Source organism: Tsuneonella amylolytica (assembly GCF_003626915.1).
GTDB classification, from domain to species: Bacteria; Pseudomonadota; Alphaproteobacteria; order Sphingomonadales; family Sphingomonadaceae; genus Tsuneonella; species Tsuneonella amylolytica.
Window position 1 is genome coordinate 24,658 of sequence record NZ_CP032570.1, and the last position, 26,198, is coordinate 50,855.

Consider the following 26,198-nt stretch of genomic DNA (forward strand, 5'->3'; position numbering starts at 1 on the left):
GACGACCGGCGTGCGACCCTTGCCGAACTGGCGGGCCCGCCCCCCTTCCCCTAGGCTTTCTTGCAGCCCTCGCGCCCCGCGGCGCGTCATTAGAACGGCAGACAGTTGAGCGACGAAATCGATACCCTGAACCCGCCCGTCCCCAGCGGCGAATTCGCCCGCGTCGACATCGTCGACGAGATGAAGACGAGTTACCTCGATTACGCGATGAGCGTGATCGTCGCCCGCGCGCTGCCCGACGTGCGCGACGGGCTGAAGCCGGTTCACCGCCGCATCCTGTTCGCCAGTAACGAAGGCGGCTTCGTCGCCGGGCGCCCCTATCGCAAGAGCGCGAAGATCGTCGGCGACGTGATGGGTAACTATCACCCGCACGGCGATAGCGCGATCTACGATGCGCTCGCACGCATGGTGCAGCCGTGGAGCCTGCGCGTGCCCCTGATCGACGGTCAGGGCAACTTCGGCAGCATGGATCCCGATCCGCCGGCCAGCATGCGTTACACCGAGGCGCGGCTGGCGCGGGTGGCGAACAGCCTGCTCGACGATCTCGACAAGGACACCGTCGATTTCGCCGACAACTACGACGGGTCGCGGCGCGAGCCGACCGTGCTGCCGGCCCGCTTCCCCAACCTGCTGGTCAACGGCGCCGGTGGCATCGCGGTCGGCATGGCAACCAACATTCCGCCGCACAACCTCGGCGAAGTGATCGACGGCTGCCTCGCGCTGATCGACGATCCGCTGATGGCGCCCGAAGATCTGATGGCGATCATTCCGGGGCCCGACTTCCCCACCGCGCCACTGATCCTCGGCCAGTCGGGCGTGAAGGCTGCCTACATGACGGGGCGCGGCTCGATCCTGATGCGCGCTCGCCATACGATCGAGAAGGGCCGCGGCGACCGCGAGTCGATCGTGTTCACCTCCATCCCCTACCAGGTCGGCAAGTCCGGTCTCGTGGAGAAGATCGCCGATGCCGCCAAGGAGAAGCGGATCGAGGGCATCGCCGACATCCGCGACGAAAGTTCGAACCGCGGCGGCGTGCGCGTGGTTGTCGACCTCAAGCGCGATGCGACGGCGGACGTCGTGCTCAACCAGATCTGGCGGCACACCCCGGCGCAGGCGAGCTTCCCTGCCAACATGCTCGCGATCCGCGGCGGCCGGCCCGAAACGCTCGGCCTCAAGGACATCCTGCAGGCCTTCATCGCTTTCCGCGAGGAGGTGATAACCCGCCGCACCAAGTTCGAACTGAACAAGGCGCGCGAGCGGGCGCACATCTTGCTGGGTCTCGTGGTCGCGGTCTCGAACCTCGACGAGGTCGTGGCGATGATCCGCGGTTCGTCGAATCCGGCCGACGCGCGGGCCAAGCTGCTCGCGAAGGAATGGCCCATCGGCGACATCGCGCAGTACATCGCGCTGGTCGAGGCGATCGAGCCTTCGGACGCGGAACACGGCGGCACCTATCGCCTGTCCGAACGGCAGGTCCGCGCCATCCTCGAGCTCCGTCTGCATCGCCTCACCGCGCTGGGCCGCGACGAGATTGGCGACGAACTCAAGGAACTCGCCACCGCGATCGAGGAGTACCTCTCGATCCTGGGCGACCGGGCGAAGCTCTACGAGGTCATGCGCGCCGAGCTGCGCGAAATACGCGACCTCTACGCCACCCCGCGCCTCAGCGAGATTGCGCCCGCGTGGGACGGCATCGACGACGAAGACTTGATCGAACGCGAGGAGATGGTCGTTACCGTCACCCATGGCGGCTATATCAAACGCACTCCGCTCGATACCTTCCGGGCCCAGGCACGCGGCGGCAAGGGTCGCAGCGGCATGGCGACGAAGGACGAGGACGCCGTCGTCGAGCTGTTCGTCACATCTACGCACAACCCGGTGCTGTTCTTCACCAACACCGGGCGGGTCTACCGCCTCAAGGTCTGGAAGCTGCCCGAAGGCGGCCCGCAGACCAAGGGGCGCCCGATGGTCAACATCCTGCCCCTGGGCGACGAGGAACGCGTGACCAACGTGCTTCCCCTGCCCGAGGACGAGACGGAATGGGCCAAGCTCAATATCGTCTTCGCGACCGAACAGGGCATGGTGCGGCGCAATTCGATGGATGCGTTCACCAACGTGCCCACCGCGGGCAAATACGCGATGGGCTTCGTCGAGGGCAGCGGCGACCGCCTGATCGGGGTCGAACTGCTGACCGAAACGCAGGAAATCTTCCTTGCCTCCGATGGCGGAAAGGCGATCCGCTTCTCGGCCACCGATGCGCGCGAAACCAAGAGCCGCACCGGCATCGGCGTGCGCGGCATGAAGCTGCGGGACGGCCAGAAAGTCGTCTCGATGGCCGTGCTCGACGAAGGCGAATGGTCGACAGAGCAGCGCGACGCGTACCTGCGCACCGCGCCGTGGAAGGACAACGAAGCCGAAGCCGCGCTCGACCCGGACACCCTCACGCGCATGGCCGATGGTGAGGAGTTCGTCCTCACCATCACCGCCAACGGGTATGGCAAGATATCCTCATCGTACGAATACCGCACCATCGGTCGCGGCGGCCAGGGTCTGACCAACATCGGCACTCCCGACAGCAACCCCGACCGCAACGGACCGGTCGTGGCGAGCTTTCCCGTCAGGCACGGGGCGCAGCTGATGTTGGTGACCGACCAGGCAAAACTCATCCGGATGCCGATCCAGTTGCGCCACCTTCTGCCGGCCGAGCATCCGGGCGGTTTCCGCATCATCGGTCGCGGTTCGGCGGGGGTGCGGATCTTCAATGTCGCGGCGGGCGAACACGTTGTGGGCGCCGCGCTGATCGACGAGACGGAAGAACCGGAAAACGAAGCCGAGGAGATGATCGCGGAGGAGATCGTCGACCACGGTGGCAGTCTCAACCCGACGGTTCCCTACACCACGCCGCAGTCGGACGACGACATCGCGGACGAGCCGGACAGCGACTGAGCCGAGGTGCGGCGGGGGGTGACAACACTCTCGCCCCCCGCCCCAGCCCCGCCCGTCAGTTCTTGGCGCGCAGCTTGGAAATCACGCCGGTCGCGATGAGCAACTGACCGGCGTAGTAGAGCGGCCAGACCAGCCATGCCGTGACCGCCTGCGGAAGTACCCCTCCCATGCGCGCGAAGATCAGGAGGTCGCTCGCCACGAACAGTACGGCGCCGAGGCCGACCCGGTAGCGCCCGAAGCGACTGATCCACGCGCTGCCGGCCATCGCACCGAGTCCGAGACCGTAGAGCCCGACGGCGAACGATCCGCTGAGCAGCCATGCGGCGATCGGCGTCCCGAGCAGCAAAGCCGCGCCCGCCAGCGTCTGCGTTCGTGCCGGGTTCGGCCTGCGGTGGCGGAGGTAGAGCGCGATCGCGACAAGGTGGCCGGCCAGAAACACCGGACCGCCGATGCTCTCTCCCCACAGGTCCATCGCGACGTCGCCGAGCGCGCCCAGCGCCATGACGATCGCCAGCAGGGTTCCGCTCGCACCCACGCGCCGCCGCAGGGCGTAGATCGCCAGCGCGCCGGCCGACATCCCCTTCAGCGCCACGACGAACAGTCCGCCGACCGGCGAATCGACCAGCGCGAAGTATCCTATCGCCGATGCAAGGCTCAGGAGGAGCCACGGCCGGTGTTCGATCAGCGTGCGTTTCGGCATCGTCCCCCCGTATCGCGCGACGGTTGCCCTTGAACTCGCCCCCGCGCAAGCTCTAGGCGGGCGGGGTGACTTACGACATTCATATCGTCGGCGGCGGGCTCGCGGGGAGCGAGGCTGCGTGGCAGCTGGGGAAGCGCGGTTTTCGTGTTCGCCTGTCCGAAATGCGCGGTGGAGGGGACACCACCCCCGCCCATCAGGGAAATGGCCTTGCCGAACTCGTCTGTTCCAACAGTTTCCGTTCGGACGACAGCGAGAAGAACGCCGTAGGCCTGCTTCACCACGAGATGCGCCGGCTCGACAGTCTTGTCATGCGGGCGGGCGAGGAAGCCCGCGTGCCGGCCGGGTCGGCAATGGCGGTCGATCGCGACGTGTTTTCCGCCGCTGTCGAACGTGAACTGGCGGCGCTGCCCAACGTGGAGATCGTGCGCGAACGCATCGACGCTTTGCCCGGCAGCGGACCCGCCATCGTCGCCACCGGCCCGCTCACCGGCGCCGCGCTCGCCGGCAGCATCGCCGGTGCGACCGGGCAGGACAGCCTTGCCTTCTTCGATGCCATCGCGCCCATCGTCCACCGCGACAGCATCGACATGGACACCGCGTGGATGGCCGCGCGGTGGGATAAGGGCGGCAAAGACTACATCAATTGCCCGATGACACGCGACCAGTACGAGGCCTTCGTCCAAGGCCTCCTCGACGGCGAGAAGACCGAGTTCCGCGAGTGGGAAACCGACACGCCCTATTTCGATGGGTGCATGCCGATCGAGGTCATGGCCGAGCGCGGACCCGAGACTCTCCGTTTCGGCCCGATGAAGCCGGTCGGGCTCGACAATCCCCATGCCGCCACCCCCGAATATCCCAACGGGCGCTGGCCGCACGCGGTGGTGCAACTGCGGCAGGACAACAAGCTCGGCACGCTATGGAACATGGTCGGCTTCCAGACCAAGCTGAAACACGCCGAACAGGTGCGGCTGTTCCGCACGATCCCGGGGCTCGAGAATGCCGAGTTCGCGCGGCTCGGCGGCCTCCATCGCAACACCTTTTTGAACTCGCCGGTCGTGCTCGATCGGCAGCTTCGACTGAAGGGGAAGGAGCACGTTCGCTTCGCCGGGCAGGTCACGGGATGCGAGGGGTACGTCGAAAGCTCCGCGGTTGGCCTGATGGCGGGGCTGATGGCGGCAGCGGAATTGGCGGGCGAGGAATGGACCGCCCCGCCCCGCACGACCGCGCTGGGCGCGCTGCTGGCGCACATCACCGGCGATGCCGAGGCCGAGACCTACCAACCGATGAACGTGAATTTCGGTCTGTTCCCGCCGCTACCCGAAGTGAAGAAGAAGGCCCGCAAGGAGGCCTACACCGAGCGCGCCAAGGCCGATCTCGGCGAGTGGCTCGCCCTACGCGAACGCGTGCCCGCCTAGCAGCGGCAGGCAGGCTTGCGCGAGGCGGGCTTGGGCGCGGTCGTGGCGAATTCGGCTATGTCGAGTTCGCGATTGGCATTCCGGTCGGCCTTCTCGAACCGGTCGACGGTCGCAACCGCCCATTCTTCGAAATCGAGTAGGTTGTTGCCGTCCTTGTCGAGCTTGCGAAACGCGTCGGAGCGGGTCGAAAGCATCTCGTTGCGCGTGATCCGCCGGTCGCGGTTGCGATCGTAGCGGAAGAAGCGCTGCTCCTCCTTGGTCAGTTCGGTCGCTTCCGGCGGCGCGGGGCCGCGGAAATCGCCCGGATCGGCGGTGGGCAGGTCTTCGGGCAAGGGCTTTTCCGGCTGCGCCATCGGCGGCGGCGCGCCCTGTTCGACCTGGGCGCGGCCCTGCCACCAAAATACGCCGATACCGGCAAGAACGAGGGCCAGCACCGCCCCCAGCACCAGTCTGTTCATGGCCTGCGACCCCCGCCCATTATAGTCGTCATAGCCTAACGGCCGAACATGCCAAGCCGCATCGCCGCGAGCACGGCGCCCCGCCCGGCCAGCATCGGCTCGCCCCGAACCAGAGACCGGGCCGCCAGCCCGTCGAGTACCGCGACCCCGCGCAGATTGCGCGATATCGAGACAGGCGGCGGAAGCGCGCGTCCCATCGTACGGGCGACGACGCTTCCCGCACCATGCGCGACCTCGGCCAGAGCCCAGCGCCTGCCGGCAACGGATGCTGCTTCGGCTTCGGCCTCGGCACCGATCATGCCCGCCAGCTCAGCCAATGCCGCCCCTCGCGCTTCGGCGAAAATGGTGATCGACCCCTCCATAGGCTCGTCGTCGCCGAGCATCTGCTCCCATCTGTCCACCAGCGCCGAAAGTGCCTCCTCGTGCTCCGCCCACGTCGATCCGATGGCACTGAGCAACGGTTCGCCGGCGGGCCGGTCATCCGCCACCTCCGCCAGCCGCTCGCGCCACCAGGCGAACTTGATCTGAGCTAGCATCGCCTCGCGCGCCTGCCCGACGATCCCCGCCAGACGCGTGTCGAGCGCGAAAAGAGTGGCCAGCGGAGCACGGGTCGCCATCGGTTGCCAGGCAAGCGCAACCGCGAGGTGATCCGGCAAATTTCCGTTAACCATATGGTTTGACATGGCGATTACCAGCTTTCGCTATCGATTGGTCGAAGGACTCAATGCGCAAGGTGCTTATGATCGGCAAACTCCGTCGCTTCGCGAACGAATTGGTGCGCTGTCGTTCAGGCAACGCGATGATGCTGACGGCCGTGGCGTTACCCGGCCTTCTTGCAGGCGTGGGCTACGGCGCTGACACAGCGCAGATGTACATGATCCAGCGCGAATTGCAGCACGCTGCCGATCAGGGCGCCATCGCAGGTGCCTGGACGCTGGCCTACAAGGACACCGGTTCGACATATAACGGTCGGGCGACGAAGGAGTTCACGAACAACCTGAGCATGGCGAAAAAATATGTGGCTGCGCCGATCGTGCCCGTCATTACGCGCGGCAACTACAAGGGCGGCACCGAGAACACGGTGGTGCTGCGGGCATCGGTTTCGGTCAATCTGCCCTTCACCAAGCTCGTCCGGTCCACCCCCACCGTCATCGCGGTCAATTCCGAAGCGGCCTACGCCGCCGGCACCGTTCACCAGGCATGCCTGCGTACGCTCAAGAAGAACGCCGACGGTACCTTCCAGATCGGCAACGGCGCGACCGTCATCGCGAACTGCGGGGTGATGGCGATCTCCTGTGCGCCAGGCGCGATCAAGATCGCGGAAAACGCGACCATCGACATCGCGAAGATCACGGCATGCAACAAGGATGCGGCGATAATTCCGTCAACCTACACCGGCGAACTCGTGCTGGATCAGGCGATCGGCAACTACACCAACGACCTGTTTGGCCCGGAACCGGCGGAAACCACCCCGCAGAAGACGTACGACTGCAAGAACGCGCCTCATAAAACTACCTACACGATCAACCAAGGGTTGTATAAGTCCGGTATCAAGGTCGCCTGCGACACGTTTTTCAATCCCGGCATCTATTATGTCGAGACCGAACTCGACCTGACGGCCAACGCGGTCGTCAGCGGCTACGGCGTGATGTTCGTTCTGCGCAAGGGTGCGACGCTCAAGCTCGGCGGCAGCGGGGCCAACGGAACGGGCGGCGGCGGCAACATCAAGAGCAGCCTCAACCTCACCCCGCCGACCGCCTCGAAGCTGCTGGCGATGGGCTACACCGAGGACTTCGCGAAGAAGTACGAGAACGTCCTGATCATCTCGGACAACACCGAGACCGAGGTCGACCACCAGATCAACGGAAACGCCGACCTGCACATCCAGGGCAAGATCCACCTGCCAAGCGGGAACGTGAAGGTGAACGGCAATGCCAAGGCGGCAGACGGGGTCTGCTTCCAGATCACGTCCTACACGCTGGAGGTCACCGGCGGCGCCTATCTCTACACCCTATGCAACGAAACCGAGACGAACTCGCTGTCGGTCGTCGCGGGCGTGAGACTGATTTCGTGACGGCATTCTTCCGTTCCCTTTTGCATTGCACGAAAGGCACGCCGGTCATCGAAACCGCGATCGTGGCGCCGGTTCTGGGCATCATGATGATGGGGACTTTCGAGATGGGCATGATCGTGCAGAAGCAGCAGGAACTCCAAAGCGCCGCCACGGAAGCGGAGTCCATCATTCTTGCCGCCGCCGCAGGTGCGGGCGTCACCTCGACCAAGCTGAAGGAACTGCTCTCGACCTCGACCGGTCTGCCGCAGGCGAACATCGATCTCGTCGCCAGGAAAAGGTGCGGCAATGCGACCGATATGGTCGATCCAGCGGCAGCATGTCCCTCCGGCCAGCAAACCTACCAATTTATCGTCGCGACGTTTCGATCGTCCTACGCTCCCATATGGAAACAGTTCGGTCTGGGCTCGACGCTGAATTACTCGGTAAAGCGGACGGTACAGGTCGGATGAAGAGCGCTCGGCATCTTGTTCGCGATGTTCGGGGCGCGACTATCGTAGAGTTCGCTTTGATCGCGCCGATCCTCGTCACGATGTTGCTCGGGGTGATCCAGATCGGCACTTGGGTGCAGGGCTACAATGCGGTGCGCAACGTGGTGAACGAGACGAGCCGTTTCGCGACGGTCGAGTTCCAGCGCGGTAACAAGATCTCGGACGAAGCGATCGCGACCCGCGCACGGCAGGTTGCCGTTAGCAACAAATATGCCTTGGTCGAGGCGGCACTCACGCCGACAGTGGTTCGCAAGACAACACAGGTGAGCGGCGTACGTCAAATGAATCTCAAGATCGTTTACCAGGCGCCGACTTTCGTGCCCTTCGTGGGCGAAGTGATCCCCGCAATTCAGTACAACCGGGACATCTACGTCTACGACGATAAGGCGGTCGCCGGAATCTGATCGGGACAAGTCCCGTCGCCACAGCCCCAGTTGCCGAATTAACCATTATCGTTGAGCAAGACGTTAGCCGGCCCCCCTTACCGCGTTCGCGTGGCTTCGAGCGTTCTCCCGAATATCAAGCGCCTATTCCGGCTGATCGCGCATCTTGCCGGTGATCGATCGGGCAACACGCTTGCTTTGATCGCTGCGGCGATCGCGCCCATCATGGCGATGGTCGGCGGCGGTGTGGATATGGGCCGCTCCTACCTCGCCCAGGCGCGATTGCAGCAGGCGTGCGACGCGGGGGTGCTGGCGGCACGCAAGCGTCTGGGTTCGGAAGCCCTGGTGACCGGCGCGATACCTGACGATGCGGGGACCATCGGTCAGCGGTTCTTCAACATCAATTTCCGGCGCGACGCCTACGGATCGACGGGGCGCGAATTCGCCATGACGCTGGAAGACGACTACGCCATTTCGGGTGTCGCCAGGGCGACGATACCGACCACGATCATGCGCATTTTCGGGTTCGAGCAGATGCCGCTCGAGGTCAGCTGCATGGCGCAGATCAACTTCGCCAATACCGACGTCATGATGGTCCTCGACGTCACGGGTTCGATGTCCGAAACCAACCCCGGCGATACATCGTCCCGGATGGATACGATGAAGGCGACCATCCGCAATTTCCACTCGCAACTTGCCGCCGCGAGCGGCGCGGAATCGCGCATTCGTTACGGCTTCGTGCCCTATTCGACGAACGTGAACGTCGGCGGCCTGCTGAAAGACGAATGGGTTGTCCCCAAATGGACCTACCAGTCGCGCGATTTGAAAACCGAAGAGGGGCCGGTTACGACCCGCACCTACAATCGCAACTGGACGGCAGTCAGCGGGACAAGAGGTGCTGCGAGCGTCGAGACGACCTATCCGGCGACATACCTCGAGGCGAAACCCGGCTATTCCTATCTCGACGCCTTCGAAAACCTGATCGTGGTGCCCGATCGGGCGGCGACCTATTCCTGTGACAGACCCAACCCGGCGAACTCGTTTTCATCGAACGATATCATAACGGGCTCGACCACCCAGCCCTATATCGGCCTGCCACCCGGCACGCGCAAAATCGAATACCATCGGCTGACGGAAAACGGCACGCGCTACTGGACGGACCGCAGCGGTGACACTTGCTACGTCAAGAAGCAGGTTTACGATGGTTTCGTCCAAACATACGAACGGGTGACCGATCCCCAGCTCAACCTCATCAGTCGATGGAACTACCGCCCGATCGAATACGACGTCGCCGATTGGCGCACGCGCGGCAACGGCTGCATCGAAGAACGCGATACCTACGAAATAGGCGACTACGCTTCGGTCGATCTGGCAAAGGCGATCGACCTCGATATCGACCGCGTCCCCACCGCGGGCGAGCCGGCGACGCAATGGCGACCGATGCGTCCCGATCTGGTCTATGCGCGTGCGATGCGGTGGAACAACACCGGCGCCTTTCAGGCCGAGCCGATCGTTACAAACGACGAATACGTAAAGCCGCAGTCGCTTGGCACCGCGGCCTGTCCCGCGGCCGCGCGCAAGCTGTCGACCATGACCAGGACTCAGCTGGACAGCTTTCTTGACAGTCTGCAACCGACCGGCAGCACCTATCACGATATCGGCATGATCTGGGGCGGGCGCCTGATCTCGCCGACCGGACTGTTCGCCAGCGAAAACGCGGACGTGGCGGGCAAGACCACCGGGCGCCATCTCATTTTCCTGACCGACGGTGAGACCGCCCCTCTCGACCTCAGCTACTCCAGCTATGGAATGGAGCCGATCGACCGGCGCCGATGGTCGAAGAGTTCCGTGCTTTCCTTGACCCAGACGGTGGAGAACCGCTTCGCTTTCGCCTGCAAGGAAGTGCGCAAGAGGAACGTCACCGTATGGGTCATCGGGTTCGGCACCGAGCTTAACGAAACGATGAAGGAATGCGCCGGCCCGGGCCGCTATTTCGAGGCAGCCGATGCGACCCATCTCAACGCGTCCTTTGCCGCGATCGCGAAAAGCATCGCTCGCCTTCGGATCGAACGATGAGACGAGGTCGCACTCTCGCCGCCGACACGGCGGGCGCCGCGCTGGTCGAGTTCGCGATGGTGGCGCCGGTGCTGCTCGTCTTGCTGCTGGGGCTCTTCGAATTGGGTTACAACTACTACACCGCCGCCCAGTTGCAGGGCGCGGTGCAGAAGGCGGCGCGTGATTCCTCCACGGAGCGTGCGAACGCCGGTACGGAGGCCATCGACGACGCGGTGACCGCGGCGGTCCGCAGGATCGTGCCCAACGCGGGCCTCGAGTTCTCGCGCAAGGCCTATTCGACCTTCAGCGACGTCCATCGGCCCGAGGAGTTCACCGACCTGGACGAAAACGGAATCTGCAACGACGGCGAACCGTTCGAGGATGCCAACGGGAATGGCATCTACGACACCGATCGGGGCATCGCCGGCGGCGGCGGGGCGCGCGATGCGGTCCTGTACGTCGTACGTGTCAGTTACCGGCGCGCGTTTAACGTGAGCGGGCTTATCGGCCTGTCCGACCGGGTCGAAACCCAGACAACGACCGTTCTTCGCAATCAGCCTTGGGACGCCCAGCGTGTTCGCGCAGGCGTAGGGCACTGCGTATGATCCGGCTTTCCGCATTGGTCCGACGCATCCTGCGGAGCCGATCCGGCACGGCACTGACCGAGTTCGCGCTCGCCGCGCCGGTTCTCATGGCCGCCGGGCTCTGGGGCGTGGAGACGGCCAATCAGGCGATCGTGCAAATGCGGATCAACCAAATCGCCGTGCTGGTCGCCGACAACGCCGCCCGGGTCGGCGAGAACTCCCTTCTGGGAGAAGCAAAGGTCTACGAAGCCGATATCAACGACGTTTTGTACGGTGCGCATGTACAGAACGGTTCGTCGTCAGACTTCTACGATCATGGCCGGGTCATCCTGTCCAGCCTGGAAGTCGTCCCGGATACCGAAGACACGCAATACATCCATTGGCAGAGATGTATGGGCAAGCTGACGTACGCCTCGTCCTATGGTGTAGCGGGTGACGGCAAGGACGGCAGGCTCGCCGGCCTCGGCCCCCCCGGCGAGGAGATCATCGCCTACAAGGGCGAAGCGGTCATGTTCGTCGAGGTCGCCTACGTCTATCAGCCGATCATCTCGGACGCATTCACTGCCGCCGGCACGCTCACCGCCACGGCAGCCTTCAACGTGCGCGAAAACCGCGACCTGACCGACGTGTACCAGAGCAAGCCGTCGGCTCCGGACCCCGTAGCCGACTGCACTCGGCACCAGAACATCGCCGAATACTACGGCTAGAACGGCCTGCTAGCGGTAGCAGACCTTCTTCGCCGCCTCGACGATGCGCGCAGCATCGATGAGCGCCAGCTTTTCGAGGTTCGCGGCATAGGGCAGCGGAACATCCTCGTCGCACACGCGCAGAACGGGCGCGTCGAGGTGGTCGAAGCCTTCCTCCATGCAGATCGTCGTCACCTCGGACGCGATCGAGCATGTCGGCCAGCCTTCCTCGGCGATGATGAGCCGGTTGGTCTTGGCCAACGAAGTCAGAATGGCGTCCTTGTCGAGCGGGCGCAGCGTGCGAAGGTCGATGACTTCGGCCTCGATACCCTCTCCCGCCAGCGTCTCGGCCGCTTCCAGCGCAAGGCCCACGCCGATCGAATAGCTGACGATGGTGACGTCGGTCCCTTCCCGGACGATGCGGGCCTTGCCGATGGGCAGCACCCATTCGTCGACCTGCGGCACGTCGAAACTGCGGCCGTAGACCAGCTCGTTTTCGAGGAAGACCACTGGATCTTCGCTGCGGATCGCCGCGCGCAGAAGGCCTTTGGCGTCGGCCGCGTCGTAGGGCGCGATCACGATGAGGCCGGGAACGCTGGCGTACCACGGGCCGTAGTTCTGGCTGTGCTGTGCGCCCACGCGGCTCGCCGCCCCGTTGGGGCCGCGGAAGACCACCGGGCACCGCATCTGGCCGCCGGACATGTAGTTCGTCTTGGCCGCCGAGTTCACGATATGGTCGATCGCCTGCATGGCGAAATTGAACGTCATGAACTCGACGATCGGGCGCAGGCCGCCCATCGCGGCACCGGTGCCGATGCCGGCGAACCCGTATTCGGTGATCGGCGTGTCGATGACCCGCTTGGGTCCGAACTCGTCGAGCAGCCCCTGCGTCACCTTGTAGGCACCCTGGTATTGCGCGACTTCCTCGCCCATCACGAACACGCGGTCGTCGGCACGCATTTCCTCGGCCATCGCATCGCGCAACGCCTCGCGCACGGTCACGGTGGTCATCGCCGTGCCTTCGGGAATCTCGGGATCGCGCGCCGGTTCGGCCTGGGGCTCCCTGGCGATGGCCGGAGCATCGGGCTCGTCGCGCCCGACGTCCTTGCCCTCGCCCGGCACGTCCTCGACTTCGGCGAATGAGCCGGGCGCAGGTGCGGGCGCAGCGGCGTCCACGCCATCCTCGCCCTGCATCGTCGCGATGACTTCGCCGACCTTCACGTTCTCGGTCCCCTCGGGCACCACGATCCTGCCGATCGTGCCCTCGTCGACCGCTTCGAATTCCATCGTCGCCTTGTCGGTCTCGATCTCAGCGAGGATGTCGCCGGCGCTGACTTCGTCGCCTTCCTTGACCAGCCAGCGGGCGAGCGTGCCCTCCTCCATCGTCGGCGAGAGCGCGGGCATCTTGAGTTCGAGCGCCATCAGTACGACTCCACCAGGACGTCGGTGTAAAGCTCGGACGCCTCAGGCTCGGGCGAGCTTTCGGCGAAGTCCGCGCTTTCGGACACCTGCGTACGGATGCGCTTGTCGATGTCCTTGAGTTCGTCCTCGCTGCGGCCCATCTCGATCAGTTCCTTCTTCGCGCGCTCGATCGGGTCGTTGTGTTCGCGCTGGTCCTGCACTTCCTCGCGGGTCCGGTATTTGGCCGGATCGGACATGGAGTGCCCGCGGTAGCGATAGGTGTTGAGTTCCATCAGCACCGGGCCGTTGCCCCCGCGCACGTGCCTGAACGCTACTTCGGCCGCCTGGCGCACTTCCAGCACGTCCATGCCGTTCACGTCCATGCCGGGGATGCGGAAGGCGGTGCCGCGGCGGTAGAATTCGGTTTCGGCGGAGCTGCGCGCCGTGCTCGTGCCCATCGCGTACTGGTTGTTCTCCACCGCGAACACGATCGGCAGCTTCCACAGCGATGCCATGTTCATCGTCTCGTAGACCTGGCCCTGGTTGGCCGCGCCATCGCCAAAATAGGCAAGGCACAGGCCGCCGTCGCCGCGATACTGATGCGCCAGCGCGAGGCCTCCGCCCAGCGCGACTTGCGCGCCGACGATGCCGTGCCCGCCGTAGAACTTATGCTCGGTCGAGAACATGTGCATCGACCCGCCCTTGCCCTTGCTGATCCCGGCTTCGCGTCCGGTCAGTTCGGCCATGATGACCTTGGGGTCGATGCCGTAGGCCAGCATATGGCCGTGGTCGCGGTATCCGGTAATGACGCTGTCGAGACCTTCGGTCAGCGCAGACTGAAGGCCCACGGCGACCGCTTCCTGCCCGATGTAGAGGTGACAGAACCCACCGATGAGACCGAGACCGTAGAGCTGGCCGGCGCGCTCCTCGAACCGGCGGATCAGCAGCATCTGTTCGTACAAGGCGAGGAGCTCGTCCTCACTCGGTTTGTAGCGGGGGTCGGCTTGGTGCGCGTCCTGCAGCGAATGGAGTGCGAAGTCGCGGTCTGCGGCTGTCTGGTCGGTGGGCGTCGCGGGGGCTTTGCCCTTGCTGGCAGTTTTGGCCAAAGATCGGGTCCTCTGGTGTCTCGCCGGGGAGGTGGCGTCAGGCGTGGGCGCGTATGCCGTATGGGAAAGCAGCGCGCAACTTGCGTGCATACGAAATCGCCGGGACGGGAATTTGTGCCGGTTTTTCGGCGCGTCAGTCGGTCGGCGGGTCGAGCAGGATCACGACCTCGTCGGGGCTGACGACGTTCAGATCCCGGCGCAGCAATTCGCCCACCAGGTCGGGATCGGCATGGTTCGGGTTGAGCGCGTCGACCTGAACCTTGAGTTCGTCCCGCTCGTGCTTGAGCTCGGCCAGTTGAGCGCGGCGCTGATCCAGCAGGCGCAGGTTCTCGCCCCAAGCGAGCAGTCCGCTCGGCCCAGCGATGCCCAGCGCGCCGAGTACGAGCAGCGCCGCCAGCGCGATGCCCTGCGTCGCGCGTTCCTTGGGAGACGTGATTCTGTGGCCTTCGCGTGTCACGAAATCGACAGAATCACAGTTAACCCTTTCATTCAAGCGGTTTGTTCGCGGGAAGGTGGCGAGCGGTCCTACCCCTAGCGACCACGCCGCCGGAACCGCGGCCGGCCCGGCGCATACTTTATGTAAACGAGGGGCATTTTCATGACGACCGCAACCACTCCCGCTGCCACCCCCGCGGCCGTGAACCCGATCGCCACCTTGCAGACCCATCTTGTGGAAATGGGACGCGAAGTCGTGCGCGCTCTGCCCAACATCGCGATCGCGCTGGTCGTCATCCTCCTGACGTGGCTCGTTGCGAAATACGCCGTGCGGATCGTCGACAGGCTTACCGGCAAGACCAAGCTCCGCCCCAGTCTCAAGAACCTGTTCGATACGCTGGCCAAGCTCGCCATCTGGCTGATCGGGCTGATGATCGCGCTCATCATCGTCATGCCGGGGTTCACACCCGCCAGCCTCATCGCCGGGCTTGGCATCGGCGCGGTCGCGATCGGGTTCGCGTTTCAGGACATCTTCGAAAACTTCCTGGCGGGCGTCCTCATCATGATCCGGGAGAAGATGCGGATCGGCGACGTGATCGAGTGCGAAGGAATCGTCGGAAAGGTCGAGCACATCACGCTGCGCGAAACGCACGTGAGGAAGCTGTCGGGCGAACTCACCGTCGTGCCCAATTCCATCCTGTTCAAGAACCCGGTCGAAATCCTCACGGACGGGACAGAACGCCGGCACGAAGTGGTCGCCGGCGTGTCCTACGACACCGATCTCGACCAGGCCGCCGACGTCATCCGCGCCTCGGTAGAGAGGGTCGAAGGCGTCCTCGTGGACAAGGGGATCGACGTGTTCGCGCAAGAGTTCAATTCGAGCTCTATCGATTTCAAGGTCCGCTGGTGGGCGGGTTCGACTCCGCGCAACATGTGGGAAACCCGCGACCGCGTGATCCGTGCGATCAAGCGGGGACTCGACGATGCGGGCATCGAGATCCCGTTCCCCTACATCACGCATACCTTCAAGGAGCGGGTTCCGCTGGGCCGCGAGCCGGGCGAGCAAGCCTGACAAGTATTTCTGCGGTGACCATCGCACTGCCGGCGGTCTAGGCGTCCGGCATGGCGACCGCTCCCGACCCGACCGCGCACTACCTGACGCCCGCGGGTGAGCGAGCCCTTGCGGTCGTCATCGCGGTGGTCACGGCCAACGCGTATTACATCCACCCGATCATCCGCGAGGTCGCGCTCCATTTCGGGGTGAGCGATGCGGCTATCGGACTGGTGCCGGCGCTCAACCAGCTGGCGCTGGCGCTCGGCATCCTGCTTTTGCTGCCGTTGGGAGACCGCTTTTCCAACCGGACGCTGACGATCGTATTCGTCACCGGGCAGACCGTTTCTCTCGCCCTGATGACGGTTGCGGAGGCGTACTCCATTTTTGTCGCTGCCTCGACCCTGCTGGGTTTTTTCACCATAGCGCCCTACCTGCTCCCGGCATACGCTTCGAAGCGGGTGGCGCCTGAACGGCTCGGCCAGGTGACCGCCATGCTGACGGCGGGCGTCATCTTCGGGATCCTCGTGGCCCGGGTCGGGGCCGGCATCGTCACCGAACAATTCGGATGGCGGGCCGTATATTGGATCGCGACCGCGCTGATGGTGGCGGTGACGATCGCGCTGCCATTCCTGATGGACCGCCCACGTGCCGCCCGCGAGCGGCAAACGCCGTATCTCGAACTCCTGCGTTCGCTCGGCCCGCTGATGAACCGGCACCGCGAGGTGCTTGTTTCCGGCATCATCCAGGCGCTGAATTTCGCGAGTTTCATCGCGCTCTGGCTGGGCCTTGCCCTGCACCTGACGAGCCCGGAACTCGGCTACGGCGTGGATACGGTCGGCTATCTCGCCGGGGTGGCCGCAATCAGCGTCTTTTCCACTCCGCGCCTCGGCCGCCTCGCCGATCGCATCGGCCCGCTGAAGGCACGGGCGATCTTCTCCGTCGTGCAGCTTGCCGGGATAGCGCTGTTCTATCCGCTCGGGAGCAGCGTGTGGACCATTCTCGTCCCGCTGGCCCTGGTCAATCTGGTCGGGCCCGGCATCGACGTGGCGGGCCGCATGACCTTCCTTGCCCTCCCGCCCGAACGCCGCACCCGCCTGACGACCATTTACGTCGTGCTGATGTTCATCGGCGGCGGCATCGGAAGCCTGCTGGGAACCTGGACCTACGATCACGGGGGATGGGCCGGAACGTGCGCGTTGCTGGCCGCGATCGCGCTCGTCTCCACGGCGATCAGCCTGCTCGCAGCCAAGCGGTCCGCAAGCTGATTGGTGCGCCCGACAGGATTCGAACCTGTGGCCCCCAGATTAGGAATCTGATGCTCTATCCTGCTGAGCTACGGGCGCGCCGGGGCTGCGTTACGCCACGAGCATTCGCGTGACAATCAGTTGATCTCGTCGGGAGGGGCGACGGGAAACGGCAGCGGCGCCACCGGCACGCCCTCCTCCACCAGCGCTTTCGCCTCTTCCGCCGTGGCCCGACCGTGAACGACGGCATGCTCCCGCTCGCCGTAGTGCATCGCACGGCTCGTCTCGGCGAACTTGTCGCCGACGTAGGTGCTGCTTTCGAGCGCCCTGGCCTGCGCTGCGGCGAGCGCCTGCATCGCCGCGACGACTTTCGGGGGAAGCGCGTTGGCCACCGGCGTGTGCGCCTGATCGGCGGATGCGCGGCTGCGATTACCCTTGGCACCCACGGCGGGCGCCATCGGTGCCTTGTCCACCGCGGTGTCGCCGCAGGTGGGGCACGAGACGAGCCCGCGTTCGCGCTGGCTCGCGTAAGCATCCGACGAGGCGAACCACGCTTCGAACCGGTGGCCCGAGCGGCAGGAAAGGTCGAACACGATCATCGCCTGCGCTAGTTGGCGATGCTACGTCGGTTGGCAAGGCTGGGAAGCTGCGCGCGCACATCGGCGGTGCGGGCCGGGTCGATATCGGCAAATCCGACTCCGGCGTCCTCGCCGCCCATATCGAGCACGACCTCGCCCCAGGGATCCACCACGAGACTGTGGCCATAGGTCCGGCGCCCGTCCTCGTGCTCGCCCACCTGTGCCGCCGCGATTACCCATGCGCTTGCTTCGACCGCGCGGGCGCGCTGCAGGAGGTGCCAATGCGCTTCGCCGGTGGGGACGGTGAAGGCAGCGGGAATGGCGATCGCATCGCAGCGCCGTTGGCCGAGTGCTTCGAACAAAGCGGGGAAGCGCAAGTCGTAGCAAACCGTCAGACCGAGCCGGCCGACCGGCGTATCGTCGGCCGTAACAACCTCGCTGCCAGGCTCGAACGCGTTCGATTCCCGCCAGCTTTCGCCGCTGGCGAGATCGACATCGAACATATGGATCTTGTCGTACCGCGCCGCAATCGAACCGTCGGGCGCAACCAGCAGCGACCGGTTCGCCCACCGGCCGCCCACCCCTTGCACCGCCAGCGATCCAAGCCCGATCCACAGGCCGGTCTCGATCGCGGCTGCCTGCGCCGATGCGAGGACGGGGTTGTCCTCCTCGGCCACGATCTCGTTCGCCGCCCGGCTGCGATCGCGGTCGAGCATGCCGGTCATTTCGGGGGTGAAAAGCATCTCCGCCCCGCCCCGCGCACCTTGCACCGCCGCCTCGTAGAGCGTTGCCGCATTGGCCCCAGGCTGGATGCCCGCGGTCATCTGCAGCACGGCAATACGCGTCACGCGGCGTCCAGCATCGGGTCGAGCCTGCCCGCCCCGTCCAGCGCGAACAGGTCGTCGCAGCCGCCCACATACGTGTCGCCGATGAAAATCTGCGGGACGGTGCGCGCCCGCGGCGCCCGTGCCATCATCTCGTCCCGCTTTGGCCCGCCCATCGTGACGTCGTGTTCGGTGTAGGCGACGCCCTTCTCGTCGAGAAGGCGCTTGGCACGATAGCAGTAGCCGCACCCGAACTTGGTGTAGATCTCGATATTCGGGGCAGCCATTTTCATTCCTTCGTGTTGCGCGCGCGGCCGCTTGAACCGGGGAAGCGCGCTCCTATCTCGGCAGCGTTACCGCGCCGGTTTCCGGGCGGCAACGCATAGTCCGGCGGGCGCCGGTACCGGGCCCGTCACAGTTCAAATTGCTCATCGGAGGATTTGTTTCATGTCGCGTCTCGATTTCACCCCCTACCGTCGCACCACCGTCGGATTCGACAAGCTGTTCGACCTGCTCGAAAGCCAGGTCCGCAACAACGCCGGCGACAACTATCCGCCGTTCAATATCGAGCGAACCGGTGACGACGACTATCGCATCACCCTCGCTGTCGCGGGCTTCCGCGCGCAGGATATCGACATCACCGCGCAGCAGAACCTGCTCGTGGTCCAGGGCAAGAAGCGGCCGGAACTCCAGCAGGGCGAGATGCTGCACATCGGCATCGCCAATCGCGGTTTCGAACGCCGCTTCGAACTCGCCGACTTCGTCAGGGTCGACGCCGCCGACATGGCCGACGGCCTGTTGACGATCGACCTCGTGCGCGAGGTGCCCGAGGCGATGAAGCCGAAGAAGATCCACGTCGGCGGTCAGCCGTCGCTCGAGGTCGTCGATGACACCCCGGCGAAGGACGCCGACGCCGCCTGACCCGGCGGACCGATTTCACTGGATGTCGAAACGATTCGGGGGCGGACCTTGCGGTCCGCCCCCACGACGGTGAACGCCGTCTCGTGCGAATCTGACCGTCCGGGTCGCAGAAGACGATCAAATTCGCATCAAGCTCGGGCAACCCAAGCTGGTTGCGTGGCTCTCCACTTAGCAAAAGATAAGCTTTGTACCAGCCCCAGCACAATGTTGGTTGGCCCTCCGGCGCAACATATATTCCGATCCGATGCCAGTGGCTTGTAAAAAATAACCCCCGGTCCCGACACGGGGCAAAATCACACCAGGCGTGATTGCCGCACTGCGGCTTCAACGAAACCGGCGAAAAGCGGGTGCGGATCGAATGGCTTGCTCTTCAGCTCGGGGTGGAACTGCACGCCTACGAACCAAGGGTGATCGGGTCGCTCGACGATCTCGGGGAGCAGGCCATCGGGCGACATGCCGGAAAACACGAGACCGTCCCGCTCCAGCGCCGGACGATAGGCGGAATTCACCTCGTACCGATGGCGATGCCGCTCGCTGATAGTGGTCGCCCCGCCGTAGATCGTGCTGACATGACTGTTACCTGCCAGCTTCGCCTCGTAGGCGCCGAGCCGCATGGTTCCGCCGAGGTCGCCGCCTTGCTCGCGCTTCTGCAGGCCCTCCTCGCTCATCCATTCCTCGATGATGCCGACGACCGGCTCTTCGGTCGGACCGAACTCGGTCGAGCTCGCCTGCGCATGGCCGGCGGCCCGCGCCCCTTCGATGCAGGCCATCTGCATGCCGAGGCAGATGCCAAGGAACGGTACCTTACGTTCCTTGGCGAAGCGGACCGAGGCGATCTTGCCCTCGCTCCCCCGCTCGCCGAACCCGCCGGGCACCAGGATACCGTGCAGCGGCTCGAGCCGAGCCGCGATCTCGTCGTCGCCCTGTTCGAACACCTCGGCGTCGATCCAGCGGAGATTGACCTTGACCCGGTTGGCCATGCCGCCGTGAACCAGCGCCTCGTTCAGCGACTTGTAGGCATCCTGCAGGCCGACGTACTTGCCGACGACGCCGATCGTGACCTCGCCTTCGGGGTTCTCGAACCGGTCGACGATGTCGTCCCAGCGCGACAGGTCGGGCGCCGGTGCATCGGTGATACCGAAACCGCGCAGGACCTCGGTGTCGAGGCCTTCGCGGTGGTACTGTAACGGCACCGCGTAGATGCTGGTCGCGTCGAGCGCAGGGATGACCGCTTCCATGCGCACATTGCAGAAGTTCGCGATCTTGCGCCGCTCGCCATCGGGAATCGGATGCTCGGCGCGGCACAGGAGGACGTCGGGCTTGATACCCAAACTGGCGAGTTCGCGCACCGAGTGCTGGGTCGGCTTCGTCTTCAGCTCGCCGGCCGCCTTGATGTAGGGGACGAGTGTGACGTGCACGGACAGCGTCTGCAGCGGCTCCAGCTCGTTACGCAGCTGGCGGATCGCTTCCATGAACGGCAGCGATTCGATGTCACCCACCGTGCCGCCGATCTCGCACAGGATGAAATCGTGGTCGCCCTGGTCGGCCAGCGCGAAGGCCTTGATCGCGTCGGTGACGTGGGGGACGACCTGCACCGTCGCGCCGAGGTAGTCGCCGCGCCGTTCCTTGGCGATAATGTCGCGATAGACCCGCCCCGAGGTGACGTTGTCGGCCTGCCGCGCGGAAACGCCGGTAAAGCGTTCGTAGTGCCCCAGGTCGAGGTCGGTCTCCGCGCCGTCGTCGGTCACGTAGACCTCGCCGTGCTGATAGGGGCTCATCGTCCCCGGATCGACGTTGAGATAGGGGTCGAACTTGCGGATGCGGACCTTGTACCCGCGCGCCTGCAGCAACGCGGCGAGCGATGCCGCCATGAGACCTTTGCCGAGCGAGGAGACCACGCCGCCGGTGATAAATATATACCGCGCCATGGGAGTCGGGCCTTAAGGGTGAACGGGCATGGGGCGCAAGCGCGGATGTGCGGCGACGGGCCGCAATCCACAGCCGGCGTGGGGTCGGCTCAGCGGGTGACGTCGGCCAGCGGGTCGTCGGCCGGAGCCGGCGACGCGGGCGCGGCCGGCGCAGTCTGCACCGGACCGGTGCGGTCGAGCGTCGACTCGACGGAGGTCGTGCCGCCACTGGTCGCCTTGGTCGCCAGGGCAGCCAGCGCGATCGACAGGGCGACGAAGACGATCGCCAGCCAGCGGGTCGAGCGCGTCAGGAAATCCGCCGCACCGCGCGCGCTCATCATGCCGCTGGGGCTGCCGCCGATGCCCAGCCCGCCGCCTTCCGACCGCTGGACGAGGATCACCCCGACGAGCGCTGCGGCGACGATCGCCTGGACGACGAGGAGGAACAGGAAAAGCGACATGACGGAAGAACTCTGGTTGAAATGCACCGCGCACTTAGGCGTGGCGGCGCGTTACGGCAAGGTCGGGGGCTGATAACGCCGTCAGGCGTCCTGCATGTCCACCGCGGCCATCACGATGCCGAGAAAGCTTTCAGCCGTCAGGCTCGCCCCGCCGACGAGCGCGCCGCCGACCTCGTCGGTCGAAAGCAATTCGCGCGCATTGTCGGGCTTTACCGAACCTCCGTAAAGGATGCGGACGAGGCTACCCTCTTCCTCGCCGTAGCGGGCGATGAGAAGAGCGCGGATCGCGCGATGCATTTCGGCGACGTCCTCGACGGTGGCGGTGCGACCGGTGCCGATCGCCCAGATCGGTTCGTAGGCGACCGCGAGGCGCTCGCCGGCGTTGTCGATCGTATCGGGCAGCGAGCCTTCGAGCTGCGCGGTAACGTGGGCGACCGCCCCGCCCGCCTCGCGCGTCGCCAGCGTCTCTCCACAGCACACGATGAGTTTCAGCCCGGCATCGAGCGCGGCCGCGGCCTTCGCCTGCACATCGGCATCGGTCTCGCCGTGCCCTTCGCGTCGTTCGCTGTGCCCCAGAATGACGAACTTGGCGCCCGCGTCCGCAACCATGGCCGCCGACACGTCCCCGGTGAACGCACCGTCGGCTTTGGCGTGGCAATCCTGCGCGCCGATGCCGATCTGCTCGGCCTCGCGGTGCACGGCGTGGATCAGGGTAAAGGGAGGTGCCAGCGCGACCTCCACCTTCATCAAGCGCTGCGCCGAACGGTCGATCGCACGCGCTTCGGACAGCATGGCGCGCGTGCCGTTCATCTTCCAGTTGCCGACGATATAGGGCCGCAGGGCCATGGGCTTGCCTTGTGATTGGAATGTGGTCGGGAGCCCCGCCATAGCCATGCCGATGCCGCCGCGCCTAGCCCTCATTTCGCACTTGCATCAAAAGCGGCCACCGACTGTTGCGGCAACGCCGCAGCGCCTCTAGTGCGGGGCGGATCGCAACCAGTGCAAACGGACCGACATGCTCCAGTTCTTCCGCAACATCTTCAAGTCCAAGATCGGCCTTGCTTTCACGATCGCCTTTATCGGCCTGATCGGCATCGCCTTCGCCGTCAGCGACGTGGCGTCGAGCGGGACCTTCGGCGGCGTGGCGGGCGGCGACAACGTGGCGGTCGTGGGCGACGAGAAGATCGGCTCGGGCGAATTCAGCCAGGCCGCCACCACTGCGGTCGATCGTCTGCGTCAGGAAGATCCGACCCTGTCGATGACCGCCTTCATCGCGCAAGGCGGCCTTGCCGACGTGCTCGACCAGATGATCGACCAGCGCGCGCTGAGCTGGTGGGCGAACGAGCATGGGCTGCAGGCCGGCGACAATCTGGTGAACAGCGAGATCCGCCGCATCCCCGCCTTTGCGGGACCCGACGGCAATTTTTCCGACGCCCTGTATCAGCAGGCACTGGCCCAGCAGCAATTGTCGGATACGACCGTTCGCCGTGAGCTGCGCGACGGGTTGCTGGCGCAGCAGGTACTCGTACCCGCTGCCTTCGGCGCGAAGATGCCGAACAAGTTCGCACTGCGCTATGCGGCGCTCAGCAAGGAGCGGCGCACGGGCGGGATAGCGGTGCTGCCGAGTTCGGCCTTCGCGCCGACCGCGGCGCCGACCCAGGCGCAGCTCACCACATTCTACAATGCCAACCGCGCGTTGTTCATTCGCCCCGAGCGCCGCGTGCTGCGCTACGCCGAATTCGGTGCCGAAGCGCTCGGTGACCAGACCCCGAGCGCGAACGAGATCGCCGCACGCTACAACCGCGACAAGGCGGAAAAGTACGCGGGGCGCGAGGAACGCAGCTTCACCCAGCTCATCGTTCCCACCAAGGCAGCGGCCGATGCGATCGCCGCCCGCGGCGCAGGTGCGCTGGAGAATGCCGCTCGCGAAGCGGGCCTCGCGTCCAGCAAGATCGCCGCGACCGATCGCCAGTCGTATGCCGGTACGTCCTCGAACGCGGTCGCGGCCGCAGCCTTCGGCGCACCCCGGGGCAGCATTGCGCCCACGGCGCGGGGCGGGCTCGGGTATTATGTCGTCCGGGTGGATTCGGTCTCGCAGAACCCCACCCGTACGCTCGAGCAGGTGCGGGGCGAAATCGCTGCCGACCTCAAGCGGGAAAAGACGACGCAGGCTCTGTCGGAGCTCGCGACCGACGTGGAGCAGCGGATCGACGAAGGCAGCGCGCTCAGCGACATCGCGGCATCGATGAAGGCCCAGATCGAGACAACGCCCGCCATTACCGCCGACGGCCGCGTCTATGGCGCCGGGGATCAGATGGTCGCGCAGACGCTGATGCCGGCGCTCGATGCGGCGTTCGAGATGGAAGAAGGGCAGCCGCAGATCACGGCGATCCCGAACACCGACCGCTTCATGGTGTTCGAAACCGCGCGCATCACGCCCTCGGCCGCCGCGCCGCTGGCAGAAATCCGCGACGACGTGACATCGGCGTGGCGCCGCGATGCCGGTTCGAAAGCGGCACGTGCCGCGGCGGACCGCGTTCTCGCGCGGGTCGGCAAGGGGCAGACGCTTGCCGCAGCGCTGGCCGCCGAGAAGGTTTCGCTGCCGTCCATCGACCGGGTCGACATGACCCGCGAGGAACTGGTGCGTCAGGGCCAGCGCGTTCCGCCGCCCTTCGCCCTGCTGTTCTCGATGGCCAAGAACAGCGTCAAGAAGCTGGAAGCACCGGCGGATGCGGGATGGTACGTCGTGAGCGTGGAGACGGTCGAGCCGGGCAAGATCCAGCCCAACGACCCCATCCTGGCACAGGCGCGCACGAGCCTGGGCCAGCTTCTCGGCCGCGAATACGGCGACGCGATGCGAGCCGCTGTGCGCAAGGAAGCCGAGGTCGAACGCAACCAGACGGCTATCGACGCGGTGCGCACGCAGCTCACCGGCGGCGATGCCGCCCAGTAGCGGCGGCGACACTGACGCTAGCCTCCCCCGAGCACGCCGCAGAGGCGCGCGCCGCGCTGGCCGCCGGACAGCCGTCTCTCGTCTGGCGCAAGGTCGTGGCCGATACGCAGACGCCTGTGGGCGCGGCACTGAAGTTGATCGAGCCGGAACGCGGGGACTTCCTTCTCGAATCGGTCGAAGGCGGCGCGGTTCGCGGGCGCTACAGCCTGCTAGGGCTCGATCCTGACCTCGTGTTCCGGGCGGAAAACGATCAGGCGCGCATCAACACCGCGTGGGGCACCGACCGCGAGGCATTCGCGAACGCGGGCGCTACCCCGCTTGCCGCTCTCCGCTCGCTGGTCGAGGACTGCCGCATCGACGTGCCGGACGGTCTGCCGCCCATTGCCTGCGTCGTGGGCTACTTCGGGTACGAGACGATCGGCCTCGTCGAAAACCTGCCGCGCGCGGCGGGTGCGGGGCTCGGTCTGCCGGACATGCTGTTCGTCCGCCCGACGCTGATTCTGGTCTTCGACAACCTTGGCGAAGAACTTTTCGCGATCGCGCCGTTGTGGCCGGGCCAGAGCGACCCCGACCGGGCGGTCGATGCGGCCGGCGAGCGGATCGACGAGGCGCTGCGCCGTTTGGCCGGACCCGTTCCGGCGGCGCCGGCTGCGGCGGATCTTCCGGACATGATCCCGCATTCCTCCACCTCCGGCGAGGATTTCGCCGACATGGTCGGGCGGGCCAAGGAATACATCGAGGCGGGCGACGTGTTCCAGGTCGTGCTGTCGCAGCGGTTCTCGTGCCCCTTCCCCCTGCCCCCGCTCGCGCTCTATCGCGCGCTCAGGCGGGTCAATCCGAGCCCGTTTCTCTATTTCCTCGACCTGCCCGGCTTCGCGGTCGTCGGATCGAGCCCGGAAATCCTCGTGCGCGTGCGCGGCGGCGAAATCACCATCCGTCCGATCGCGGGAACCCGTCCGCGCGGTGCCACTTTCGAGGCGGATCGGGCGGCGGAAGCCAGCCTGCTCGCCGACGCGAAGGAACGCGCCGAGCACCTCATGCTGCTCGACCTCGGACGCAACGACGTCGGCCGGGTCGCGGCCCGGGGAAGCGTCAAGGTAACCGACAGCTTCTCGATCGAACGCTACAGCCATGTCATGCACATCGTCAGCAACGTCGTCGGCCGGCTCGAAGCGAAGCACGATGCGCTCGACGCCCTGTTCGCCGGATTCCCGGCAGGTACCGTGAGCGGCGCCCCCAAGATCCGAGCCTGCGAGATCATCGCCGAACTGGAGGCCGATGCACGCGGCCCCTATGCCGGCGGGGTCGGCTATTTCGCGCCCGACGGCACGCTCGACAGTTGCATCGTTCTGCGCACCGGGGTCGTGAAGAACGGCGTCCTGCACGTCCAGGCAGGGGCCGGGATCGTCGCCGACAGCGACGCGGTCTACGAACAACGCGAGTGCGAAGCGAAGGCGGGCGCCCTGTTCGCTGCCGCCCGGGAAGCTGCGCGCGTGGCAATGGAGCCGGGGTTCGGTCAATGAGA

Annotated in this window: 25 protein-coding genes and 1 tRNA gene; 13 read left to right on the plus strand and 13 right to left on the minus strand. The window is 65.5% G+C overall.

All coding sequences use genetic code 11. The features are described 5' to 3' along the window. Positions 1–105: 105 nt before the first annotated feature. Positions 106–2,946 carry a DNA gyrase subunit A gene (gene gyrA / locus D4766_RS00125; RefSeq protein ID WP_120715604.1) on the plus strand — a complete coding sequence of 947 codons (2,841 nt, stop codon included), beginning with the start codon at positions 106–108 and terminating at the stop codon, positions 2,944–2,946. Between the two features lie 55 nt (positions 2,947–3,001). On the opposite strand, the gene D4766_RS00130 is transcribed toward gyrA, so the two are convergent. Next, entirely contained in the window at positions 3,002–3,646 is a 645-nt protein-coding gene (locus tag D4766_RS00130) for a lysoplasmalogenase family protein (RefSeq protein WP_120715605.1), read from the minus strand. A gap of 65 nt (positions 3,647–3,711) precedes the next feature. Here D4766_RS00130 and trmFO point away from each other — a divergent pair, with 65 nt between their 5' ends. Next, positions 3,712–5,061: a methylenetetrahydrofolate--tRNA-(uracil(54)-C(5))-methyltransferase (FADH(2)-oxidizing) TrmFO gene (trmFO, locus tag D4766_RS00135; RefSeq protein WP_120715606.1), complete on the plus strand. Its 1,350-nt coding sequence runs from the start codon at positions 3,712–3,714 to the stop codon at positions 5,059–5,061. On the opposite strand, the gene D4766_RS00140 is transcribed toward trmFO, so the two are convergent. Beyond that, entirely contained in the window at positions 5,058–5,519 is a 462-nt protein-coding gene (locus D4766_RS00140; RefSeq protein ID WP_120715607.1) for an EF-hand domain-containing protein, read from the minus strand. The genes trmFO and D4766_RS00140 overlap by 4 nt on opposite strands. Before the next feature lie 35 nt (positions 5,520–5,554). Next, a complete protein-coding gene (locus tag D4766_RS00145) occupies positions 5,555–6,136 on the minus strand; it encodes a hypothetical protein (RefSeq protein ID WP_120715608.1) in 582 nt (193 codons plus the stop codon). A 182-nt stretch (positions 6,137–6,318) separates the two neighbouring features. Here D4766_RS00145 and D4766_RS00150 point away from each other — a divergent pair, with 182 nt between their 5' ends. The 6 genes from D4766_RS00150 to D4766_RS00175 all read left to right on the plus strand — a co-directional run bounded on the left by D4766_RS00150 (position 6,319) and on the right by D4766_RS00175 (position 11,810). Next, positions 6,319–7,593 carry a pilus assembly protein TadG-related protein gene (locus tag D4766_RS00150; RefSeq protein WP_162935596.1) on the plus strand — a complete coding sequence of 425 codons (1,275 nt, stop codon included), beginning with the start codon at positions 6,319–6,321 and terminating at the stop codon, positions 7,591–7,593. Next, on the plus strand, positions 7,590–8,042 hold the full coding sequence (locus D4766_RS00155; protein ID WP_162935597.1) for a TadE/TadG family type IV pilus assembly protein: 453 nt from the start codon (positions 7,590–7,592) through the stop codon (positions 8,040–8,042). The genes D4766_RS00150 and D4766_RS00155 overlap by 4 nt, the downstream gene beginning before the upstream one ends. Continuing rightward, complete coding sequence (locus tag D4766_RS00160) at positions 8,039–8,485, plus strand: TadE/TadG family type IV pilus assembly protein (RefSeq protein WP_267896431.1); 447 nt, start codon at positions 8,039–8,041, stop codon at positions 8,483–8,485. The genes D4766_RS00155 and D4766_RS00160 overlap by 4 nt, the downstream gene beginning before the upstream one ends. Positions 8,486–8,575: 90 nt before the next feature. After that, entirely contained in the window at positions 8,576–10,540 is a 1,965-nt protein-coding gene (locus D4766_RS00165) for a VWA domain-containing protein (protein ID WP_120715611.1), read from the plus strand. Continuing rightward, positions 10,537–11,124: a TadE/TadG family type IV pilus assembly protein gene (locus D4766_RS00170; RefSeq protein ID WP_162935599.1), complete on the plus strand. Its 588-nt coding sequence runs from the start codon at positions 10,537–10,539 to the stop codon at positions 11,122–11,124. The genes D4766_RS00165 and D4766_RS00170 overlap by 4 nt, the downstream gene beginning before the upstream one ends. After that, complete coding sequence (locus D4766_RS00175) at positions 11,121–11,810, plus strand: TadE/TadG family type IV pilus assembly protein (protein ID WP_120715613.1); 690 nt, start codon at positions 11,121–11,123, stop codon at positions 11,808–11,810. The genes D4766_RS00170 and D4766_RS00175 overlap by 4 nt, the downstream gene beginning before the upstream one ends. 9 nt (positions 11,811–11,819) lie before the next feature. Here the strand turns inward: D4766_RS00175 and D4766_RS00180 are convergent, their stop codons facing one another. From D4766_RS00180 to D4766_RS13955, 3 genes are all read right to left on the minus strand, one after another. Next, positions 11,820–13,211, minus strand: a complete 1,392-nt coding sequence (locus D4766_RS00180; RefSeq protein WP_120715614.1) for a pyruvate dehydrogenase complex E1 component subunit beta — start codon at positions 13,209–13,211, stop codon at positions 11,820–11,822. Further along, positions 13,211–14,296, minus strand: a complete 1,086-nt coding sequence (gene pdhA, locus D4766_RS00185) for a pyruvate dehydrogenase (acetyl-transferring) E1 component subunit alpha (protein ID WP_234024826.1) — start codon at positions 14,294–14,296, stop codon at positions 13,211–13,213. The genes D4766_RS00180 and pdhA overlap by 1 nt, the downstream gene beginning before the upstream one ends. Before the next feature lie 133 nt (positions 14,297–14,429). Beyond that, on the minus strand, positions 14,430–14,753 hold the full coding sequence (locus D4766_RS13955) for an FtsB family cell division protein (protein WP_234024827.1): 324 nt from the start codon (positions 14,751–14,753) through the stop codon (positions 14,430–14,432). Between the two features lie 141 nt (positions 14,754–14,894). Between D4766_RS13955 and D4766_RS00195 the strand changes: the two genes are divergently transcribed. Together D4766_RS00195 and D4766_RS00200 are read left to right on the plus strand one after the other, a co-directional pair. Continuing rightward, positions 14,895–15,803: a mechanosensitive ion channel family protein gene (locus D4766_RS00195; protein ID WP_194955772.1), complete on the plus strand. Its 909-nt coding sequence runs from the start codon at positions 14,895–14,897 to the stop codon at positions 15,801–15,803. 50 nt (positions 15,804–15,853) lie between these two features. Then, positions 15,854–17,050 (plus strand): MFS transporter, encoded by a 1,197-nt coding sequence (locus D4766_RS00200; protein WP_120715616.1) that lies wholly within the window; start codon positions 15,854–15,856, stop codon positions 17,048–17,050. Position 17,051: 1 nt separating this feature from the next. On the opposite strand, the gene D4766_RS00205 is transcribed toward D4766_RS00200, so the two are convergent. From D4766_RS00205 to grxC, 4 genes are all read right to left on the minus strand, one after another. Continuing rightward, a tRNA-Arg gene (locus tag D4766_RS00205) sits at positions 17,052–17,128 on the minus strand. 38 nt (positions 17,129–17,166) lie between these two features. After that, on the minus strand, positions 17,167–17,628 hold the full coding sequence (locus tag D4766_RS00210) for a DUF1178 family protein (protein ID WP_120715617.1): 462 nt from the start codon (positions 17,626–17,628) through the stop codon (positions 17,167–17,169). An 8-nt stretch (positions 17,629–17,636) separates the two neighbouring features. Beyond that, a complete protein-coding gene (locus tag D4766_RS00215) occupies positions 17,637–18,455 on the minus strand; it encodes a carbon-nitrogen hydrolase family protein (protein ID WP_120715618.1) in 819 nt (272 codons plus the stop codon). Further along, entirely contained in the window at positions 18,452–18,718 is a 267-nt protein-coding gene (gene grxC / locus D4766_RS00220; protein WP_120717947.1) for a glutaredoxin 3, read from the minus strand. The genes D4766_RS00215 and grxC overlap by 4 nt, the downstream gene beginning before the upstream one ends. A 160-nt stretch (positions 18,719–18,878) precedes the next feature. On the opposite strand from grxC, the gene D4766_RS00225 reads away from it, so the two are divergent. Beyond that, positions 18,879–19,352 (plus strand): Hsp20 family protein, encoded by a 474-nt coding sequence (locus tag D4766_RS00225; protein ID WP_194955773.1) that lies wholly within the window; start codon positions 18,879–18,881, stop codon positions 19,350–19,352. Positions 19,353–19,645: 293 nt separating this feature from the next. Here the strand turns inward: D4766_RS00225 and pyrG are convergent, their stop codons facing one another. From pyrG to tpiA, 3 genes are all read right to left on the minus strand, one after another. After that, the gene (pyrG, locus tag D4766_RS00230; RefSeq protein WP_120715619.1) at positions 19,646–21,280 is read right to left on the minus strand and encodes a CTP synthase; all 1,635 of its coding nucleotides are present in this window, start codon (positions 21,278–21,280) and stop codon (positions 19,646–19,648) included. A gap of 89 nt (positions 21,281–21,369) precedes the next feature. Next, complete coding sequence (secG, locus tag D4766_RS00235; RefSeq protein WP_120715620.1) at positions 21,370–21,720, minus strand: preprotein translocase subunit SecG; 351 nt, start codon at positions 21,718–21,720, stop codon at positions 21,370–21,372. An 81-nt stretch (positions 21,721–21,801) separates the two neighbouring features. After that, on the minus strand, positions 21,802–22,566 hold the full coding sequence (gene tpiA, locus D4766_RS00240; protein WP_120715621.1) for a triose-phosphate isomerase: 765 nt from the start codon (positions 22,564–22,566) through the stop codon (positions 21,802–21,804). Positions 22,567–22,735: 169 nt separating this feature from the next. On the opposite strand from tpiA, the gene D4766_RS00245 reads away from it, so the two are divergent. Continuing rightward, positions 22,736–24,673 carry a SurA N-terminal domain-containing protein gene (locus tag D4766_RS00245; protein ID WP_120715622.1) on the plus strand — a complete coding sequence of 646 codons (1,938 nt, stop codon included), beginning with the start codon at positions 22,736–22,738 and terminating at the stop codon, positions 24,671–24,673. Between the two features lie 11 nt (positions 24,674–24,684). Continuing rightward, positions 24,685–26,196: an anthranilate synthase component I family protein gene (locus D4766_RS00250; protein ID WP_120717949.1), complete on the plus strand. Its 1,512-nt coding sequence runs from the start codon at positions 24,685–24,687 to the stop codon at positions 26,194–26,196. Positions 26,197–26,198: the final 2 nt, after the last annotated feature.

Excerpts from the sequence above, each read along its gene's own strand:
- D4766_RS00130 (WP_120715605.1), bottom strand. The coding sequence starts at position 3,646 with ATGCCGAAACGCACGCTGATCGAACACCGGCCGTGGCTCCTCCTGAGC.
- D4766_RS00140 (WP_120715607.1), bottom strand. The coding sequence starts at position 5,519 with ATGAACAGACTGGTGCTGGGGGCGGTGCTGGCCCTCGTTCTTGCCGGT.
- D4766_RS00145 (WP_120715608.1), bottom strand. The coding sequence starts at position 6,136 with ATGGCGACCCGTGCTCCGCTGGCCACTCTTTTCGCGCTCGACACGCGT.
- D4766_RS00150 (WP_162935596.1), top strand. The coding sequence starts at position 6,319 with ATGATGCTGACGGCCGTGGCGTTACCCGGCCTTCTTGCAGGCGTGGGC.
- D4766_RS00160 (WP_267896431.1), top strand. The coding sequence starts at position 8,039 with ATGAAGAGCGCTCGGCATCTTGTTCGCGATGTTCGGGGCGCGACTATC.
- D4766_RS00170 (WP_162935599.1), top strand. The coding sequence starts at position 10,537 with ATGAGACGAGGTCGCACTCTCGCCGCCGACACGGCGGGCGCCGCGCTG.
- D4766_RS00175 (WP_120715613.1), top strand. The coding sequence starts at position 11,121 with ATGATCCGGCTTTCCGCATTGGTCCGACGCATCCTGCGGAGCCGATCC.
- D4766_RS00180 (WP_120715614.1), bottom strand. The coding sequence starts at position 13,211 with ATGGCGCTCGAACTCAAGATGCCCGCGCTCTCGCCGACGATGGAGGAG.
- D4766_RS00195 (WP_194955772.1), top strand. The coding sequence starts at position 14,895 with ATGACGACCGCAACCACTCCCGCTGCCACCCCCGCGGCCGTGAACCCG.
- D4766_RS00200 (WP_120715616.1), top strand. The coding sequence starts at position 15,854 with ATGGCGACCGCTCCCGACCCGACCGCGCACTACCTGACGCCCGCGGGT.
- D4766_RS00210 (WP_120715617.1), bottom strand. The coding sequence starts at position 17,628 with ATGATCGTGTTCGACCTTTCCTGCCGCTCGGGCCACCGGTTCGAAGCG.
- grxC (WP_120717947.1), bottom strand. The coding sequence starts at position 18,718 with ATGGCTGCCCCGAATATCGAGATCTACACCAAGTTCGGGTGCGGCTAC.
- D4766_RS00225 (WP_194955773.1), top strand. The coding sequence starts at position 18,879 with ATGTCGCGTCTCGATTTCACCCCCTACCGTCGCACCACCGTCGGATTC.
- pyrG (WP_120715619.1), bottom strand. The coding sequence starts at position 21,280 with ATGGCGCGGTATATATTTATCACCGGCGGCGTGGTCTCCTCGCTCGGC.
- secG (WP_120715620.1), bottom strand. The coding sequence starts at position 21,720 with ATGTCGCTTTTCCTGTTCCTCCTCGTCGTCCAGGCGATCGTCGCCGCA.
- tpiA (WP_120715621.1), bottom strand. The coding sequence starts at position 22,566 with ATGGCCCTGCGGCCCTATATCGTCGGCAACTGGAAGATGAACGGCACG.
- D4766_RS00245 (WP_120715622.1), top strand. The coding sequence starts at position 22,736 with ATGCTCCAGTTCTTCCGCAACATCTTCAAGTCCAAGATCGGCCTTGCT.